Annotated in this window: 13 protein-coding genes; 12 read left to right on the top strand and 1 reads right to left on the bottom strand. The window is 38.3% G+C overall.

The window, feature by feature from the left end:
• Positions 1 to 5 precede the first annotated feature (5 nt).
• The 9 genes from ilvD (at position 6) to CHU_RS18240 (ending at position 14297) form a co-directional block, all read left to right on the top strand.
• A complete protein-coding gene (gene ilvD, locus CHU_RS18200) occupies positions 6 to 1694 on the top strand; it encodes a dihydroxy-acid dehydratase (protein WP_011587083.1) in 1689 nt (562 codons plus the stop codon).
• Positions 1695 to 1711: 17 nt separating this feature from the next.
• Complete coding sequence (ilvB, locus tag CHU_RS18205; protein WP_011587084.1) at positions 1712 to 3433, top strand: biosynthetic-type acetolactate synthase large subunit; 1722 nt, start codon at positions 1712 to 1714, stop codon at positions 3431 to 3433.
• Between the two features lie 383 nt (positions 3434 to 3816).
• Positions 3817 to 4122 (top strand): hypothetical protein, encoded by a 306-nt coding sequence (locus tag CHU_RS18210; RefSeq protein WP_011587085.1) that lies wholly within the window; start codon positions 3817 to 3819, stop codon positions 4120 to 4122.
• Between the two features lie 63 nt (positions 4123 to 4185).
• Positions 4186 to 4773, top strand: coding sequence for a hypothetical protein (locus tag CHU_RS18215; protein ID WP_011587086.1), 588 nt, complete (start codon positions 4186 to 4188; stop codon positions 4771 to 4773).
• A 258-nt stretch (positions 4774 to 5031) separates the two neighbouring features.
• Positions 5032 to 6153: a DUF748 domain-containing protein gene (locus CHU_RS18220; RefSeq protein WP_238379314.1), complete on the top strand. Its 1122-nt coding sequence runs from the start codon at positions 5032 to 5034 to the stop codon at positions 6151 to 6153.
• A 247-nt stretch (positions 6154 to 6400) separates the two neighbouring features.
• Positions 6401 to 8602 carry a GAF domain-containing protein gene (locus tag CHU_RS18225; RefSeq protein ID WP_238379315.1) on the top strand — a complete coding sequence of 734 codons (2202 nt, stop codon included), beginning with the start codon at positions 6401 to 6403 and terminating at the stop codon, positions 8600 to 8602.
• Complete coding sequence (locus tag CHU_RS18230) at positions 8599 to 9429, top strand: SdiA-regulated domain-containing protein (RefSeq protein WP_011587089.1); 831 nt, start codon at positions 8599 to 8601, stop codon at positions 9427 to 9429. The genes CHU_RS18225 and CHU_RS18230 overlap by 4 nt, the downstream gene beginning before the upstream one ends.
• A 5-nt stretch (positions 9430 to 9434) precedes the next feature.
• Positions 9435 to 13103, top strand: coding sequence for a BamA/TamA family outer membrane protein (locus CHU_RS18235; RefSeq protein ID WP_011587090.1), 3669 nt, complete (start codon positions 9435 to 9437; stop codon positions 13101 to 13103).
• 12 nt (positions 13104 to 13115) lie between these two features.
• A complete protein-coding gene (locus tag CHU_RS18240) occupies positions 13116 to 14297 on the top strand; it encodes a Pycsar system effector family protein (RefSeq protein WP_011587091.1) in 1182 nt (393 codons plus the stop codon).
• 11 nt (positions 14298 to 14308) lie between these two features.
• Here CHU_RS18240 and CHU_RS18245 read toward each other — a convergent pair whose 3' ends face one another.
• Positions 14309 to 15298 (bottom strand): helix-turn-helix transcriptional regulator, encoded by a 990-nt coding sequence (locus CHU_RS18245; RefSeq protein WP_011587092.1) that lies wholly within the window; start codon positions 15296 to 15298, stop codon positions 14309 to 14311.
• Between the two features lie 432 nt (positions 15299 to 15730).
• Between CHU_RS18245 and CHU_RS18250 the strand changes: the two genes are divergently transcribed.
• From CHU_RS18250 to CHU_RS18260, 3 genes are all read left to right on the top strand, one after another.
• Entirely contained in the window at positions 15731 to 18130 is a 2400-nt protein-coding gene (locus tag CHU_RS18250) for a TonB-dependent receptor (protein ID WP_011587093.1), read from the top strand.
• 27 nt (positions 18131 to 18157) lie between these two features.
• Positions 18158 to 19387, top strand: a complete 1230-nt coding sequence (locus tag CHU_RS18255; protein ID WP_011587094.1) for a DUF4374 domain-containing protein — start codon at positions 18158 to 18160, stop codon at positions 19385 to 19387.
• An 81-nt stretch (positions 19388 to 19468) separates the two neighbouring features.
• Positions 19469 to 20848: a PepSY-associated TM helix domain-containing protein gene (locus CHU_RS18260; RefSeq protein ID WP_011587095.1), complete on the top strand. Its 1380-nt coding sequence runs from the start codon at positions 19469 to 19471 to the stop codon at positions 20846 to 20848.
• Positions 20849 to 20906: the final 58 nt, after the last annotated feature.

A 20906-nucleotide genomic window follows, 5' to 3' on the forward strand; every position in this document is an offset into this window, starting at 1 on the left:
TAACATTGATTATTGTGAGTACAGAATTAAATAAAATAAGTAAACGTTTAACCCAGGATCCATCTCAGCCCGCATCTCAGGCAATGATGTATGGAGCTGGGTTTACAGACGAGGATATGAAAAAGCCAATCGTTGGTATTGGCAGTACAGGTTTCGATGGTAACACATGTAACATGCACTTAAATATCCTTGCCGGACAAGTTAAAGGCAGTATTACGCGTGGCGGTATGGTTGGACTTGGTTTCAACACGATCGGCGTAAGTGATGGGATTTCAATGGGTACAGAAGGGATGCGTTTCTCTCTTGTATCACGCGACGTAATTGCGGATTCAATTGAAACAATTTGTGAAGCTCATTACTACGATGCGTTGGTAACCGTTGTAGGTTGTGATAAAAACATGCCTGGCGCACTTATTGCAATGGCTCGCTTGAATCGCCCGTCAATCATGGTATACGGCGGTACAATTCACTCAGGTCACTACAAAGGCGAAAAACTAAACATCGTTTCAGCTTTTGAAGCATTGGGTAAAAAAGTAGCCGGCACAATCACTGAAGAAGATTACCAGGGTGTAATTAAAAATGCATGTCCGGGTGCGGGTGCCTGTGGTGGCATGTACACAGCAAACACAATGGCATCTGCAATTGAAGCAATGGGATTAACACTTCCTTATTCTTCAACGGCACCTGCAACAAGCGAAAAGAAAAAGGCAGAAACATTGGCGCTTGGCAAAGCAATGATGCATCTGCTGGAGAAAGATATCAAGCCGCGTGATATCATGACATTCGAGGCATTTGAAAATGCTATCCGTGTGATCCTGGTATTGGGTGGTTCTACAAATGCGGTAATGCACTTAATTGCAATTGCAAAAGCTGCGGGTGTTAAATTAACGATCGATGATTTTCAACGCATCGGTAATACAACACCGTTACTGGCAGATTTAAAACCAAGCGGCAAGTATATGATGGAAGATATGGACGCTATTGGCGGCGTACCTTCTGTAATGCGTTTGTTGGCAAAACATAATTTACTTCATTTAGATTGTATGACTGTAACAGGTAAAACTGTTGGAGAGAATTTAAAAGAAGCTCAGGATCTTCCTACGGATCAGGATCTGATGTATGCATGGGAAAACCCGATCAAACAAACAGGTCACTTACAGATTCTGTATGGCAATCTTGCACCACAAGGTTCTGTGGCAAAGATTACCGGTAAAGAAGGAACATACTTTGAAGGTCCTGCACGCGTGTACGACTCTGAAGAGGCTGTAAACAAAGGTTTAGAGGCTAATGAAGTAAAATCAGGTGAAGTAATTGTAATCCGTTATGTTGGTCCGAAAGGCGGCCCGGGCATGCCTGAAATGTTGAAGCCAACTGCTCTATTAATGGGCTTAGGTTTAGGCAACGAATGTGCCTTAATCACAGACGGACGTTTCTCTGGCGGTACACATGGTTTCGTAGTTGGCCACATTACACCGGAAGCAACAGAAGGGGGTATGATTGGCCTTGTAAAAAATGGCGACATCATCCGTATTGATGCAGTAAACAGAGTCCTAGAAGTTAAAATTTCCGAGGAGGAAGTAACCAAACGCCGTGCGGCATGGGTAAAACCTGCGCCAAGAGCTACATCCGGCGTGTTATATAAATACATGAAATTAGTATCTTCTGCATCTGAGGGATGCGTTACCGATAATTAATTAAAAAGCTAAGCTTTATGAAGCCTAAGATTAAATTAAGAGGAGCCGAGTACATTGTTCGCATCATTGAATTATTAGATGCACGTGATCTTTTTGCCTACCCGGGCGGAGCAATTTTACCTATCTACGATGCACTTGCATACAGTAGTTTAAATTGTGTACTCGTGCGTCACGAACAAGGAGCATCCTTCATGGCAAATGGTTATGCACGCGTTACAGGCCGTCCGGGCTTTTGCCTGGCAACATCTGGTCCGGGTGCTACCAATTTAGTAACAGGTATTGCTGATGCCTATGCAGATAGCGTGCCTATGGTTGCTATTACCGGACAGGTTGCATTGCATTTAATCGGCTCTGACGCGTTTCAGGAAACAGATATTACAGGTATCTGCATCCCGATCACGAAGAAAACATATTTACTTACAGGTCTGGAAAATGCTGCAGAAATCTTCTGCGAAGCATACCGCGTTTCTGTTAGCGGTCGCCCGGGCCCTGTATTGATCGATGTTCCAAGAAGCATTCAAGGAGAATATGTTGAATTGGATGAAGATTGGGAAAGCAAATTCGTGAAGCCGGAACGTGAAGTTAAAAACAATTTCTCTGATCAGGACATCGCAGCAGCTGTTGAACTGTTCAAGCAGGCGGAACGCCCGTTGATCTTATGCGGACACGGCATATTGCTGTCAAAAGCATGGGACGAATTGAGAACATTTGTACACCGCGAAAATATTCCTGCAATTTCTACCATCTTAGGTATTGGTGCTATGGAACACGATGATCCATTGTACTTCCAGTGGTTAGGTATGCATGGTATGAAGTATTGTAACGAAGCGGTACAGAATGCAGATTTGATCGTTGCATGGGGTATCCGTTTTGATGACCGTATTACGGGCAAGCTTGCAGACTTTGCACCAAAAGCTAAAGTAATACATGTTGATATAGACAGAAGTGAATCAAGTAAAAACGTTCCGACAAACGTTTTCATTAACGGCGATTTGAAAACCGTTATTGATCGCATGCCGGATACACGTACGGAGAACAACATTCGCGACAGAGCTGCCTGGTTAGCGAAGTTAAACGAATGGCGTGAAGAGTATCCGTTACAGGAAGCAGATTACAGCAAGTTTACACAAGTAGCGGCTATACAGCTGCTGGATGAAATGCTGGATCGTTCTGCGGTTGTTGCTACAGACGTTGGTCAACACCAGATGTGGGCAGCACAATATTGCCAGCGTTTGAAACCAAACCATTTCTTAACGTCAGGCGGACTGGGGTCTATGGGCTTTGGCTTACCGGCAGCTATGGGTGCACAGGCAGCGTTACCGTTTAACGATGTATGGTGTATCACAGGTGACGGTTCCTTCCAGATGAACATGCAGGAAATGGTTACGTGTGTTCAGGAAAAATGGCCTGTGAAGATCTTGATCTTAGATAACAACTATCTTGGAATGGTACGTCAGTGGCAGGAACAATTCTATTCTAAAAACTACAGTGGTGTAAACTTATTGAATCCGGATTTTGTAATGCTTGCAAAAGCATGCGGCATGGACTCCTGTTATGTAGACAATACAGAAGATTTGAAGAAGGCAATTCAAACTGCTACCGATCATAAAGGTCCGTATTTGATTCATGCATACGTAATGAAAGAAGAAAACGTATTGCCAATGGTTGCACCAGGCACATCGCTTTCAGAAACGATTTACTATCCTGCAAAAGCACAAACTGAAAAAGTTACGAAGTAATTTATTCGTGAGATATAAAAATAGAGAAGACAGCCCGAAAGGGCTGTCTTTTTTGTTAATACTAAATACTCGTGTGATATTCCTGTATAACATTTTGACAGATTATTACGGATCAGTTTAAGTAAATAAACGTACCAAAAAGTCATTTTACTTCTTCAGAATACTGAAGTAATTGTATAAAGTATTGAATATTAGGCAAAATATGTAAAAATAAATTTTAATAATTTATTTGTCAATGATTTAATTTTTAGGGTGTTATAAATTTGTTAATAGAATTTATGAAAGTCGCAATGCTATTCTGTTAACAAAAGATAATAATTTTGATCCCGCTTGTTGTAATCCATGCAGCTTAAAGTTGTTATAAATTCCTATGTAATGCCCCAATGAAAAAATTCGTATTTCTGACTCTATTGTTCTTTCCTTTACTATCAAATGCACAAGACACTACCCATACCTCAAGAGGATATAATATTGAACACCATGGTTTGTATTTGCGGGTAGATACTATTCTGCACATTACGCAGGCGGTTTCATTTTTAAGAGGCGCTCATTCGTTTTCGATTAAATCAGCTGGCAAATATATGTATAGAAACATAGAGTTAAGATACCGCGAGCCAATCACCATTTGGGACACACACGCAGAAGTACTTGTTGAAAGAAAAAGTTATACATTCAGCTATATCTACTAATAAAAAATTAAGCGTTACATTTAGCAGAACTGTTTCAACAGAATTATTCTATCAATGAAATACATGATCATTCTTCTGGCTAACTGCTTCTTCATCCTCTACAGCATCATGTTTTTTACCGATCATAAATTTATACCAAAAGAAACAGGTGGACGTATCAGAAACGCACTGTTGCTGTGCTTAGCTTTATACGTGAGTTATAATGTGCTTTTTATTTATATTCTGAAGAAAGAAAATGAACAAAGTGGCATCATCTATAAAATTGCATCTGGTATAAAATATGTATCAATAAATAGCTATACATTCATTGAGCCGTTTCAAAAGGAATTTATCATATCACTTGTGATTGCTGCAGCTATCATGATGGTAAGTTTTATTTTACTGGGTATGCCTGGAGGGCTTATTATTGGATTACTGCAAAAGATGGGTATTGGCAATAACATTCAAGGGGATAATGTTTGGCCGGCAGCATTATATGTTTCCTTAATTTGGCCCTTATGTTTTCCGATTGCTGTATTGACAAAAAATCATTTGATTCAGCAGGGACACATTGACTATGCTTTATTGAGCCTTTATTTAAGCGGGTTTTTATGGGTTACAGTTGTTATATCAAGCACATTTTTGTTGTTTGGAAACAGCCCACGATTTTAATCGTGGGATAAGTTTAATCGTAGGATACCGGGTAGTGTAATATAAAATACATTTCAATTTTTGTGACATAGTTACATCAAAACAATCAACTTTTACATCATCTCCATATTGAAAATTTATTTTTTATAATGTTTCCTAAATAAAATAATTTAATTGTAACTTAATATAAGAGCTTCTGAAGGTACCTGTTCATGGTACTTTCAGAAGTATAAGTATTTTATTGAATTAAATCATACAGCTATGAGCTTTTACCAGAGAATGTCAAAAAAGAAAAAAATCATTACCATCACCCTTACTGTGATTATTGTTGCATTGATTATTTTCCGTTTACTGCTCCCGACAATTGTTAAAAATTATCTGAACAAAACGCTGGCCGATATGGGTGAATACAGCGGGCATGTGGAAGACGTTGACATCTGGCTGATACGAGGTGCATACGTAATTAATGGGCTTGAAATTAATAAAACTACAGGTAAAGTACCCGTTCCATTTTTAGTTGCACCTAAGATAGACTTGGCTGTAGAATGGAAAGCGCTATTTAAAGGAGCTGTCAAAGCGAAAGTAGCATTTTTTGATCCGGTATTAACTTTTGTAGCAGGTCCCACTAAAGAAACTTCTCAGACAGGTGCAGATGGAGATTGGACAGAAGCATTAGATAAGTTATTGCCGATTGAAATCAACAGATTTGAAATACATAACGGCAAAATCAAATACAATGATTTTCATGCCAGTCCGAAGGTGGACATATTTGTAAATCAATTTGAATTGCTATTGACAAATATTACAAATGTTGAAGATAAAGAAAAAGCTCTGCCTTCTGATCTGACCGTAAGCGGCAGCTCAATAGGAGGCGGTAATCTGTCAATCTTAGGCCAGGTGAATTTGCTTAAACAAGTGCCTGATGCGGATATAAACATGAAGTTTACAGATATTCAATTGAAAGCCTTAAATGATTTTGCTAAGGCATATGGCAAGTTTGATTTTGAAAAAGGAAAGCTGTCTATATTCAGTGAAATGTCTGTAAAAAATTCAAATGTGCAAGGGTATGTAAAACCTGTGCTTGAAGATGTAGATGTACTTGACTGGGATCAGGATGGGCCTACCTTTTTACAAAAAGTCTGGCAAGCAGCTATTGGAACGACGTTTGCTGTATTTAAGAATCATCGTAAAGACCGTTTCGCTACTAAAGTGCCGATTGAAGGCAAGCTGGATGATAAAATTGATACAGACATATTCACAACAGTCGTGCGTGTTGTAAAAAATGCCTTTATCGAAGCTTATCAAAAAACGATTGATGATTCGGTCTCTTTTAACAATAATGGAGAAGTGAAAGAAAAGAAATTCCTGTTTTTTAAAGTAAAAGAGAAGGAAGACGAATAAGTACACAGAATATTGTATTTAAAAAGAGAAGAAAGAACGGATTCAGCAAATAAATTTGCCGGATGAATATTTCAACTAAGCCGTTACTTCTGAACCAAAAAAATAGTTAAATTACCCATGTCATTCATATACAGATTGAATGGCATGGGTAATTAACTAACTATATTTTCTATTGAAAACATTATCGGTGAATGTTCCTTTTCGTTTTGCATTTTCCTTGCATTGGGAACTTTCTTTTAAACCGTATTTGAAATTCATTGAAGCGCAGATCGAAGAATCTGATAACATTATCTATAAAGCATATCTCCAATCAATCGCTTCGGTATTACATACAAATCCTGAATTACTAAAACCGATAAAAGACTGGTCAATCCTGAATCCCTTCACGGATCTGATTGATTTGATTCATCTCAATCATATTTCATATCAGGGTTCTAATCATTTATACGCAATCGGCACACCCTCTTCACCGATGAAATTTTTTTCCTATTCAAAAGAATTTAAAAAACTTATTTCTGACGTAGACGGCAATCTGAAATTGCGTTTGCATGACAGTTTTGTGAATGAGGAATATACACGGAGACTTTACATGGATATTCTATATAAATGTTATGGCGTGAAGGATATTCTGCAGCACTCTTCTCAAACCTTACTGCGATTAACAGACAATGACGAAGGATTTAAGCGACATTATCATTTTGTAACAAACAATCAATTTGTAGACATTAATTATTCAGGTGCGTTGCCTGCATTGAATGAGGAATGGATTGAATACGCGAAGGGAAATATTGAATCGATTAAAGAAATTAAAAATCAATTGCCGCTTGCCGGTTTTGGTTTGGAAGGATTTATTCTTTTTACAATTAAAGACGAAACCATTTCTGAATCAGTAAATGAACTGAGAGAAAACGTCGCTACGATGCATACCATGTCGCGTAAGGAAGCCTACCTGCGAATCAAAAACAATACACTGTCTTTATTGCAAAATAGTACGCTGGAAGTAGGCTTTCTGCCATTGATCGACATTAACAAAAAAATATTTTATCACAAATCATTTAACTATACCAGCATCTTATTTAAAGTTCTCCAGAAACAGTTAACAACAGCTGAGTTAAATGATTTTTTAGGACGCTTTATTGAAATGTGTTCCATCAGCCAGGAATATCCGATTCATATTTTTCAACATAAAAATGAAGAAGTAAAACTGGAACTGGCAACGTATTTAATAGAAGAAGGAATTAAGAGTTTTACCATCATACCGGTATTTCATCAACAGGATCTCATAGGTGTTATTGAGCTTGCCAGCACAGTAGAAGAAAAAATTTCCCTGGATGATGTACGTAAGATAGAATCTGCTATGCCGATGTATTCAGAGTTTATCGTGTATCAAACGAATAAACTGCATGAACAGATGGAATCCTTTATTATGCATAATTATACGGCCATTCAATCGGTTGTAGAATGGAAGTTTAATGAAGTTGCCTGGCATACAATGCAAAAAGCTCCAAATGCAAAACTGCCGGATATTTCATTCAAAGAGCTTACACCATTTTATGGAGCTGTTGATATTAAAAATTCATCTATCGAACGGCAAAAAGCAATCCGGAAAGATTCCGAGAAGAACTTAAAAAAATTAGAAGAATTTTTATCCAAATACGGCGATACAGAAACTACTTCACAGGAACACTTGAGTAACTGGCAGGATTCGCTGGAAGAAAGCCTGGCAGATGAACAGGAACTGAATCTTCGGTTGTTTATTGAAAAAGCGTCTCAGGATTTGCTGGAAAATTATCCTGATGTAGATATTGAATTTTCAAATGAAGAAGAATTGAGTTATGAGCAGAGTTTATTCAGTATCAATAATGCACTAAAAGAAGTGCTGGATGTGCAGGAACAAAAACTGAAAAAACTGATTCCGGTTTATTTTGATAAATTCAGAACAGACGGCTGGGAATATACAATCTACGCTGGACAATCCCTGAGTCCTGACATTCATATTACTCCGGAAATGATTGTATCTGTTAAAAAATGGGAGCTTGAAACCATGCTGCACATGGGTTTGGTGGCATCTGCCATGCATAAAAAAGTGATCTATAAACTTGAAACAACGCAGTTAATATTAGCCAATACAAGTCCGCTGGACATTCGTTTCCGTGCAGACGAACATCGGTTTGATGTAGAAGGATCATACAGCATCCGGTATGAAGTTATAAAAAAGCGTATTGATAAAGTTTACATACGCGACACACACGAACGATTAACACAGCCGGGTAAAATTGCTATTGTATACCTGTATTCAAATGAAATGGACGCATATATGAATTTGATTGATGAATACATTCAACAGGGTTTATTAGAGGAAAAGATTGAACAGCTGGAACTGGAAGATGTGCAGGGAGTGGTAGGGTTAAAAGCTATTCGCGTAGCCATGAAAATGTCGAAACAATGAATATAAAAAATAACATAGTTCATATTTTTACCGCCGCTTTTTTAATAGCAGCTTGCGGAGCAGATAAAAGCAATACATTCAAGATTAATGGGTATAACTGCGAAGCATTAGAAGCAGTTGAATTGGAAGAGCCTTTAAAAGAAATTTCAGGACTCGCGTATGATGTAAAACGAAATGAATTTCTAGCTATTAATGATGAACAGGGAATAGTGTTTACACTGGATTCTAAAACATTCGGCATTAAGAATAAAATTCACTTTGGTGAAAAAGGCGATTACGAAGAAATTCAATTTTCAGGCAATACTATTTACGTGCTCCGCAGCGACGGTACTATTTTTAAAATGCAGTATGATGGCAAAGATATTTCCGCTGTAACAACGTTCAGTTATGAAGGATCAAAGGCTGAATACGAATCTTTTTATGTAAGTGAAGCTGCAAATGAACTGGTATTGATTCCTAAAAATTCCAAAGAAGCAAAAACTAATAAGGTTACAACAGCATATGTTATCGATGCCACTACTGGTAAACACCTTTCCAAAGAAGACGCTAACATTGATTGGCAACGATTAAAAAATGCATGTATGCTTCATCCGTCGGCGGTTGCAGTTCAATCACAAACCAAAGAAATATATGTATTGGCTTCGATTGAAAAATTACTGCTTGTTTTAGATGCATCCGGAAATGTACGTGCAGAATATGTATTGCCGGCTTCAATGTTTCAGCAGCCTGAAGGAATAACCTTTGATGAAAATCAGAATATGTACATATCCAATGAGGCAGCCGGGTTCAGCCCGACCATCATTAAAATACCCATTCAAAAAAAATAACATATATGCTTTTAGTAAAGCACAATATAGTCCGTCAAGCCGCGGTTCTCTGCCTGTTGGCTTTTTCATTTATAGCTTCTGCACAAGTTTCCCCAGAGCCGTTTATTACACACAGGTTTGTGTTGATTGGTGATGCAGGGAGATTATTAAATGGCAGAAGTATTGTACCGGAAGCTGTTGCCAGACATATTAATCAAACAGACAGTACAGCAACCATTTTATTTTTAGGGGATAATGTGTATGAAAAGGGATTGCCGGACAAAGAAGACAACAACTATGAAGCTTATACAGAAGTACTATCGAAACAATTGCTTCCGTTCGATTCGCATGCTGCAAACGTTTATATATTGCCCGGTAATCATGACTGGCAGAAAAGCGGTCCTGAAGGTTGGGAACGCATCAAACGCCAGGCTGCATGGGTAGACAGCCTGCATAAAAGCAATATTATTTTTATGCCAAAAGAAGGTTGTCCCGGTCCGGAAGAAATAACTATTAATGACAGCATAACGCTGGTTATACTGGATACACAATGGTGGCTGCATCCGTTTGATAAACCAGGTATAGATAGTGATTGTGCCTGTAAAACAGAAGAGGATGTAATCAATGCGTTAAAAAATATTGCATATCGCAACAGAAACAAACGGATTATTTTTACATCACACCAGCCGATGCGCAGCTATGGTATCCATGGCGGCTATTATACGTTGAAACAGCATATGTTCCCGTTTACAGAGATGGCTGATAATGCATATATTCCATTGCCAGTGTTAGGGTCTTTATATCCATTGGTTCGAGGAACATTCGGTAACATTCAGGATTTAAAACATCCGGAATACCGAAGCATGGTTTCACGCATTGAAGAGGCAATGTCTGCAGCTCCTGATGTGATCTATGCAGGCGGTCACGACCATTCGCTGCAGCTTATTCAGGAAGGGACACAAAGTTATATTGTGAGCGGCTCAGGCATAAACAGAGAGCGTGTTAAAAAAGGCAAAAATGCTTCTTATGTTTCAGACCAGAGAGGCTTTGTTGAACTTGTATACAGATCAGACGGAAGTGAGCAGGTTGTTATCTATGAAGTAGATGAGCAGGCTAATTACAGAATAGCATACGATACTGTGCTGCCCATGAAGCCACTGCCCAAAGAAATTCCATTGACAGCAGAAACAGATATTCAGCAGGACAGTATTACGGTTGCTATTGCTCCGGAATATGATCACGTAAACAATGCACATCGTTTTTGGTTTGGTGAAAATTATCGTAAGATCTGGGCAACACCAGTTACACTTACTGTTTTTTATATTGAGAAAGAAGGCTTGCAGATTTTGCAGCAAGGCGGTGGGCAACAGACGAAGTCGCTTCGTATGGTAGATGCTGCAGGAAAAGAATGGGTACTTCGTACGGTTCAAAAAGACCCGGCGAAAGCATTGCCTGAAAACTTGAGAGGTACTGTTGCGAAGAACATTGTTCAGGATCAGATCTCTGCTGCGCAGCCATACGCGCCGTTAACAGTACCCATCCTTGCTGAAGCACTAGGCGTACCTCATGCCAATCCTCAAATTGTATTTGTGCCGAATGACCCTGCATTAGGTATGTACCGGGCTGAATTTGCCAACAGCATTTGCATATTTGAAGAGCGGCAACCAACATCCAACGGTGCTGTCAGAACCTATAACACAACAAAAGTGCTGGAGAAACTGCAGGAAGACAACGACAATCTGATTGATGAAAAGGCTGTGCTTACTGCACGTATGCTCGACTTGCTTATTGGTGATTGGGACAGGCATGAAGACCAATGGCGCTGGCAGAAAACAATAGATGGTAAGCGATCCGTTTATGCACCTATACCGAGAGACCGCGATCAAACGTATTTTGTCAATTCCGGTATACTGCCCTACATTGCTTCCCGAAAGTGGGCCATGCCTAAAATACAGGGCTTTGATGAAAAGATCAGGGATGTTAACGGCTTCATGTTTAACGCGCGGTATTTTGACCGGTTTTTTTTACATGAACTTAATGATACGGAATGGATAAAAGTATTGAAGCATTTGCAGACAACGCTGACAGATTCCATAGTAACAGAAGCCGTACATCAACTGCCAGACAGTGTATATGCGCAATGCGGCGATCAGATACGCGATAATTTAATTGCACGAAGAAATGCATTGTTAAAAAACGGACTTAAATTTTACGCTTTTTTAGCACAAACGGTGGAGATTCCCGGTTCAGACAAAAATGACTTTTTTGAATTAACGTATCAGAACAAAGGCGACATACGTTTAAAAGTTTATAAAATCAAAAAAGACGGAAGCAAAGGGAATGTTTTTTATGAACGCACCTTTAATAAAAAAGTAACAAAAGAAATCCGATTGTACGGCAGGGGTGGCGAAGATGTATTTGAAGTAACCGGCAAAGGACGGTCTCCCATAAAAGTGCGAATGGTCGGCGGTTCAGAAAAAGATTCATTTAATATAAACGCTGCAGTTCACAGTAGAAAAAACCTTATTATATACGATCGGTCTGACAAAGAAAATGAATTTCCGAAATGCTCAAAAGCAATCATACACAAAAGTACACATCCGGAAATAAACGAATACAATGGACGTACGTTTAAGTACAATCAGTTGCTGCCACAGGCTGCAGGCGGTTACAATTTCGATGATGGCATCTGGCTTGGTGCAGGTATACAGTATACCAAACATGGCTTCAGAAAAGAGCCGTATGCACAGCGTCATCGGTTATTGCTTGGCCATGCACTCGCCACTAAAGCAACAAATGTTAAGTATTCCGGACATTTTGTTAAGTTCATTGGCAACAATGACCTGAAAATAAATTTTGATGCACGCGCTCCAGATAACGTTTCTAACTTTTTTGGCATAGGCAATGAAACAGAATTTGTAAAAAATGGCGACAATCCTATTACCTATTACCGTACACGATATAACCTGATCACGGCTCAAATAAAACTGGAGCATACATTTGCGCGCACGTTTAAGGTGTATGGCGGATTGATCGGACAATATTATTCAACAGATTCCACTGAAAATATTGGCCGGTATATTAATGTATATGACAGCAGCAATCCGGAAGAAAACGTATTTACAAAAAAAATATTTGCAGGTTTGATCGGCGGCTTTCAGCTTGACACAAGGAACAGCGAATTTATGCCTATACGTGGGGTATATTGGAATACCTTCTTAACAGGAATGCAGCAGCTGGATGAATCGAATCAGAATTTCGGTCGCTTTGAAACAGATATGACTGTTTATACAAGTTTTAATAAAGACCCAAGATTTGTATTGATCAACCATTTCGGCGGCGGATTAAATGCAGGCGATCCATACTTTTTTCAGATGTGCTATTTAGGTGGAAGCACAAACTTGAGAGGGTACAGGAATTACCGTTTTGCGGGCAATAATAAATTCTTCTACAACATAGAAATGAGATTGAAATTATTTGATTTTACTTCGTATCTTTTCCCTGGGTCAATCGGCCTGATTGCGTTTAATGATTTAGGAAGGGTATGGAGCGATGGTGAATCATCAAGCCTTTGGCACGATGGTTACGGGGGAGGTTTTTATATTGTGCCGGCTAAAATGCTGGTTGTGAATATGACGCTTGGTTTTTCAAAAGAAGGCGTGTTACCATATATTTCGTTAGGTGTTAAATTATAAGAAAGAAATTTTATGCAGGATGAATCAATCATAAAGCACGCGGAAAAATATGTTCGTAAGCTGTACGCAGAAGCAGAGAAAGATCTTTATTATCATAATTTAGAACATACGGAGCATACTGTAAAGGCTGCTGAAGAAATTGCTACGCATTATAAACTGAACGAAGAAGACCACACAGCAGTGCTTGTTGCTGCCTGGTTGCATGATATAGGGTATATTATTTCCGGAAGAGATAATCATGAAGAAGCTTCTGTGAAAGCAGCGAAAGAGCTGATGCTGAAAAATGATGTGCCGCAGCGGTTGATAGATAAAGTTGAAGGGTGCATACTCGCTACAAAAATGCCGCAAAATCCTTCAAATTTATTAGAAGAAATTATTTGCGATGCAGACCTCTATGATTTAGGCACAGAGCATTTTAAAAACAACAACAAAAAGGTTCGCAAAGAGGTAGAAGCATTTTTAGGAAAAGAACTTACAGGTTCAGAATGGCGGACATTTTCATTGATCTTTTTAAAAAAGCAAGTGTACAAAACAGCCTACTGTAAACAACTATTACAGCCTGGCCTTGAAAAAAATATTCAGGTGATCGTTGAAAAGCAAGTAGAAAAAGATATGGAGATTCCAAAGAAAGAAAAAAATAAAGACGATCAAAGTAAAGAAAAGGAAAAGGTAAACAGAGGTGTAGAAACCATGTTTCGTACAACATCAACCAACCACTTACGATTAAGTGAAATGGCTGACAACAAAGCGAACATTATGATTACCGTTAACTCCATTATTATATCGGTATTATTAACGGTATTGTTTCGCAAACTGGATACAGATCCGCGCTTTTTAATTCCAACCATGCTGTTATTATTTACATCTCTTGTAACAATTATTTTTTCAATTTTTGTTACGCGGCCAAACGTTACCAGCGGCATTTTCAGTAAAGAAGACATTGAAAAGAAACGCGCGAATTTATTGTTCTTCGGAAATTTTTATAAAATGAAAATTGAAGATTACGAGTGGGGTATTCAGCAAGTAATGAAAGATCCGGAATTTTTATATGGAAGTATGACGCGTGATATTTATCACCTTGGTGTAGTTTTAGGAAGAAAATATAAAATGCTGCGCATTGCATACAGCTTCTTTATGTTTGGATTTATTATTTCAGTATTATCCTTTGTATTTGTTGTTGTCCCGGTGAAGTAAGGCCGCAAAGATTATTGTTTTAATTCAGAAGGATTATATCCAAAATGCTTTTTAAACGCCGTACTGAAATGATTTGCGTTTTTATAGCCAATGTAATCTGAAATCTGATTGATATTCATTTCACCGCGTATCAATAGCTGGCGCGCTTCATCCATACGTATCTGAGAAAGATATCCGAATACCGTTGTGCCGAAAACCTCTTTAAATGATTTTTTTAGATTGTATTCATTGGTGCCTACCAGGTGTGCCAGGTCAATAAGAGAGCAGGGTGTTTGGAGGTTGCTTTCAATAATTGTTTTCACCTCATGCATTTTGTCTATATCACGTTTTTTAATGCTTTGGCAAAAAGGCTTTAGAATAAAATTTTCATACTGTTCAAACTGAAGCATCAGCAATTCTATCACTTTTGCTTCAATCATGATGCGTTTATAAAATCCTTTTCGCTGCGTGGCCATGATATCCTGCAAAACAGCTGTCATCTCCGGCGTAATCGGCAAATTGAATTCATTCAAACGCGCCAGCATGCCCATGTCCAGTTGTTTCCGGAAAGGATCAAATACTTTTTTTTCCGGAAGAAAACGCTTAAAGAAATCCGGATCAACATGTATGCGGATCAGCTCAATGTTGTCGCTGGGTTGGTGAATGTGTTGAAAATTAGAATTGGCAACAAAAAGAATGTTGTGCTGGTTGGAAGAATAATTTATCCATTCTTTTTTAGAACCATCGGTTGCTGCAAGATTTACTACAGATACAGCAAATTCCAGCACAACAGAAGAGAAATCATATTCTACATTCAGCAGTAACCGTTCTTTTGAACGTACCATACTACGGCCAATACAAATATTCTGAAAGTATAAAAGGTGGTGAATTCCATAGCTCGTTGTATGTCCCGTAACATTCCTGTGTTCCGTGATGGAAGCTTCCGGATCAAAGAACTTTTCCGGAAAGAATGTTTCCACGTTTAATTCTTCAGAATCTATGGTTTTTACAATGTGCAGCATTTCTTAAATCTGTAAGCATACGGATATGCTTTATATGGTTAACAACAGTTGTGACGCAAATTTGATTGCGTTAAAAAATACAGAGTCATTAAAAATATTACATATGTGTTAAATAAAATGGGCCAAATGGGATTAAATAGTACAATTTGCATCATTTGCTCCCTGTTTCGTATGTTTTACTCCCTATCACGTAGATTTTAGCATTTTTGGTAACAATTTCTACAGATTCAGTTCAGAATTATTTCAAGCGGATTTTACATTACCGCTTATTTATCCCTTTAGCGTAGTTTAAACTCTTTTTTGCGTAGCTGCTTACACTTATCGCTACGCTACTTTTGCACCTCACTATTTAGACTCTATCTAAATAATTTGAATGGAGCAGGCAGCATCCCCTTACATTAACTGCCTGATAAAAATTAGAATATTAAAAAAATGCAATTTGTCAAGACATATGTGCTGGCCGTTTTGTTTCTGTTGCATATAGGAACAATTGCCCAGACAACAACCGGTAAAGCTACCATTTCCGGACATGTAAAAGATTCATCGGGTGTTGAAATGCCTGGAGTTATTGTAATGCTGGAAGGTACGTCATTCGGATCTGCCACTTCAGAAACGGGGCATTATTCTATACATCATATTCCTACAGGCAGTTATGTTTTAGTAACATCAACGATCGGATATCAGACACAAAAGCGTTCGGTTCATCTGGATGAACATCAGCATCTGACAATAAATATAGAGATGAAAGCTGATTCTGCACAGGAAGAAATTCATATTGAAGGAAAAACCGAAGCAGAAGAAATTAAACGTTCTGCTTATACAGTAGATGTTATTGATGCAACAAAATATGCCAATACATCTTCCGATCTGAATCAGGTATTGAATCACACATCCGGTGTGCGTATCCGGGAAAGCGGCGGAGTTGGTTCAACATTTAATTTTTCACTGAATGGGTTTACCGGCAAGCAGGTTAAATTTTTTATTGATGGTGTACCCATGGATAATTTCGGATCATCCTTTCAGTTAAATAATATCCCGATCAATTTAGCAGAGCGTATTGAAGTGTATAAAGGAGTAGTGCCGATCTGGCTGGGGGCCGATGCCATGGGCGGGGCCATCAATGTAGTGACAAGCACCAAACAGCGCACCTATGCAGATGTTTCGTATTCCTACGGTTCATTCAATACACACCGTACCAGCCTCAATGCCGGTTACATTGCGAAGTCCGGCTTCACCGTTCAATTCAATGCATTTCAGAATTACTCCGATAATAATTACTGGGTAAATGTACGGAATGCCTCTATACCGGGAGGTAATTATTCCGATGTGCGGGTGAGAAGATTTAATGACAACTACCACAATGAAACAGGAATTTTCAATATTGGTGTAGTAGGTAAAAAATTTGCAGATCGTCTATTATTCGGCATTACCCTTGGCCAGAATAAGGCAGACATTCAGACAGGTGCTCAGGCAGATGCTGTATATGGTGATTTATGGAGACGAGGAAATATAATTATGCCGAGCATAAAATATCAAAAGAAAAATTTATTCATCAAAGGATTGGATCTGAATGTAACCGGTAATTATAATTTCGGAAAGGAACAGAATATTGATACCGTAAATCGGCGCTATAACTGGAAGCAGGAATTTACAGCTAATAGTGCAGCAGGAGCTCCCGGTGGTGAGAGAGGCCGTACACTTTATAAATACAGCAACAATACAAGTATTGTTACAACCAATATAATTTATCAATTGAATGTAAAACATTCAATCATGCTGAATAATGTTTTCAGTTCCTTTAACCGCAAAGGCTCTAATGCCCTGGATGAAAATAATGAAGCAAATAAGCAGCCTAAAATTACACAGAAAAGTATTATTGCCTTAGGTTACAAATACGATTACAATACCCGCTGGAGCACATCGGTATTTCTAAAAGAATATATTCAGGTAACAACTATTTCAAGAGCACAAGAGGCTTCCGGTGGCTGGGGAACAACAGAATATGTGCGATATAAAAATGTTTTCAAAGCCACCGGTTATGGTTTTGCCACAACGTATTTTATATATAAAACATTGCAGGCAAAACTTTCTTACGAAAAAGGTCTTCGCTTGCCCGATAACGAAGAATTATTCGGTGACCTGATTCAGCTGGAAGGTAATGCGAATCTAAAGCCGGAAATAAGCAATAACATCAATGTTGGTTTAAGCTATAATAAAGTGATTCAGAAAAACCATTTCCTATTGATGGAAGGCTACTTTATTTACCGTAATCTAAAAGATTTTATCCGTCCTGAATTGAATATAAATCAAACCTATCAGGTTATGAAAAACCAAGGAAGTGTTAAGAATACGGGTATAAATGGAGAGGTACGGTATTCGTATAAACGCAAATATAATATAGGCGCAAACTTAAGCTATCAGAATTTAATCAATCATGTTCAATATGAAGAAAATGGCACTTCATCAAATAAGGAAAGTATTGTTTATCTCGATCGAATTCCAAACATGCCTTTTTTATATGGGAATGCAGATGCCAGTGTAGTTTTTAAAAAAGTTGGCGGACAAAAAAATTCGTTGAGCATCGGATACAATCTCACATACGTACATTTCTATTATTTGAAATGGCCCAGTCAGGGGAGCAAAGACAATAAGTTTGATATCCCAATGCAGCTATCCCATGACATTAACATGGTATACACCATGCGCGACGGGCGGTATAACATCGCACTAGAGTGCCGCAACATAGGGGATGCCAATTTATATGACAACTTCCGTTTACCTAAACCCGGAAGAGCATTTTATATCAAAGTCAGGTATTTTATCAGTAAGTAATTCAATAATAAATCAAAATATATAATCATGAAAAAAATAAACGTATTTCTTTTTATAGTCATGGGACTTTCGGCTGCAACGGCTTGTAAGAAAAAAGATAAAAATGAGGGTGTTGAAACAAAAGGTACAATGATACTTGCTGCAACGCCAGGCGGTACATATGCAGAGGGGGCTGATTACCTGTTAGCTACAGAAACATTTGAAAGTGGAAAAATTTCAACTACAGGAAATGGTATCGAACAAAATGGTTACCGGTATTATGCGTTCCATAAAAATAAAGTATTTAGTTTACTTTATGGACAGGGTAACCCGGGTGCCGTAACCGTATACAAGCTGAATGAAAACAAGGAATTGAAATTATTTTCAAATCTGCAGACAGAATCTGTACACGTATTCGGTAAAGTAAAAGATGATTTGTTATTAATCAAAGTTCCAAGAAGCGGTGAAGCTTCTGCATCTATAGCTAATTTCTATAGAATAAATGCAGATAACCCTTCTATCGTAGGTACAGCAACGATCAATACCGCAACTCTTGCTGGTAACGGCGAGCGTGCATACTTCACCGGCGCATTCCAGGTTGGTGATAAAGTTTACGCGCCTTACATGTGTATTAAAGGGAAAACAGATAGTACATTCCATACCAAATATACAGACAGTACATGGGTTGCGGTATTTTCATACCCAGGCTTGGTTTATGAAAAAACGATCAAAGATAACCGTACAGGTTTTATCGGCTATTACTTTGCACAAAACGGCTTAAGACAAATTGAAAACGGAGATGTTTACGCATTCTCTAACGCGCAAGTAACAGGTGCAGGTGTAACGCCTTCTACAAAACCTTCTGCTGCAATCAGAATTAAAAGCGGGCAATCAGAATTTGATCAGAGTTATTTCTTCAACATTCAATCTGCATCCGGCGGACACCATTTGTATAGAGAAGATTATTTAGGTAACGGAAAATTCTTACTGGTAATGTATTCAAATCCAAATACAACAGCAGGAACTAAAACCTATGCGATTGTAGATGTGATCAATCAAACATTTAATTGGGTAACAGGTTTACCAGCGCCTGCAAATATCAAAGCAATTGCAAGACTTCCATATGTTGCGCCAAATGGCAAGACAGCATCCGTTGGTATTACAGATGGAAGCGGCTTATTTGTTTACCAGATTGATGTAAATACATTCACTGCTAAAAAAGGATTAGAAGTAGAAGCAGGCTCGCTTACTGCGTTGGGAGAATTACTTCCCGAATAAATAATAAAAAGTAGTTAATAAATCTTTCAGTCAGGTGTTCGGATAAATTTCGTTCACCTGACTGATCATTTAAATAAGCATATGGCAAACAAAAAGAATTCCTATACATTCAGAAAATTCATAAATGATGCCCATTTGTGGTTAGGTATACCCAGCGGCATTATTCTTTTTGTAATTTGTTTAACGGGTACTATGTATACATTCAGCAGAGAAATTACAGAATGGGTAGATCGTGATAAGTTTGTCATATCTGTTGACGCAGATGCAAAACCTTTACCATTAAAAAATCTGATTACATCACTGGAAAAGCAGCACAGAGGGTTAAAAGTTACCGGCATTTCAATTCCCGAAGAACAAGATAAAGCCTGGATGTTTACACTGATGCCTAAAGATATGGCAGGCAAAGGTGAAAAAGTAAAAGACGATAAAGGCAAAGATGCTGCTAAAAGACCGCAAGGCGACAAAAGAAAAGAGGGATCTAAAAACGTTAAAGAAAAAGATTCAAAAGAAGCAAAACCAAAAAAGTTTGATCGTTCAAAAATTAAAAACTATCTCGTAAATCCCTATACAGGAGCAGTTACCGGAGATGCAAAAACACCTTCATCCAAATTTTTTCAGACCATTATGGGTTTGCATCGTTGGTTGTTGCTGGATACTGAAACCGGCCGTCCCATAACAGGTATCTCTACCTTGATTTTTATTGTGCTTGAAATAACAGGTCTTATATTATGGCTGCCGGGAAAAATTAAGAGCTGGTCTAAATGGAATGCCTGGAAACAAGGTTTCAAATTAAAATTATCCGGCGGATGGAAGCGCATTAACTATGACCTGCACAACACACTTGGATTTTACACGTTGTTGCTTGTAACCATTATGGCTATAACAGGTTTGTGTTTTTCCTTCGAGTGGTTCAGAGAAGGGGTTGGTACAGTATTAGGATCAAAAGTTTTTCCTAAAGAAGAACCGGTTTTATCAACGTTTGTTGCAGGTGCAAAATTTGATCTGGATAGCGCCATAAACAAAGCAAACAGCACGTTCTCATATGCGGGTAATCTCAGAATTAATCTTCCAAGAGATTCAACAGCTTCTTTAAATTTAAGTAAAACGACAAACGGATTTTTTACCTCTGCAGGTTCAGACAGGATACTGATGGATCAGTATTCCGGAGCAGTGTTAAAAACGGATCGTTTCTCCGATAAAAAATTAGGGGCTCAGATTGCCGCATTGATTTACCCCATACATGTCGGTGAAATATTCGGTACATCTACAAAAATTATTTATTTCATTATATGCCTTATTGCTACCAGCCTTCCTGTAACGGGCACTATGATCTGGATCAATAAATTCAATAAGAAACCGGCCAAAGAAAAACTAAAAACACCAAAGAAAACGGCATCAGAAAAAAACGTGCAGCGTCCAGTCATTATGAAGCAAACACCATCCATAAATACGAACGCATAAGTAATAAAGAAGCCCCGCTATATCCAGCGAGGCTTCTTTATTAATAGGGTATGGAGAT

Source organism: Cytophaga hutchinsonii ATCC 33406 (genome assembly GCF_000014145.1).
Lineage (GTDB): Bacteria > Bacteroidota > Bacteroidia > Cytophagales > Cytophagaceae > Cytophaga > Cytophaga hutchinsonii.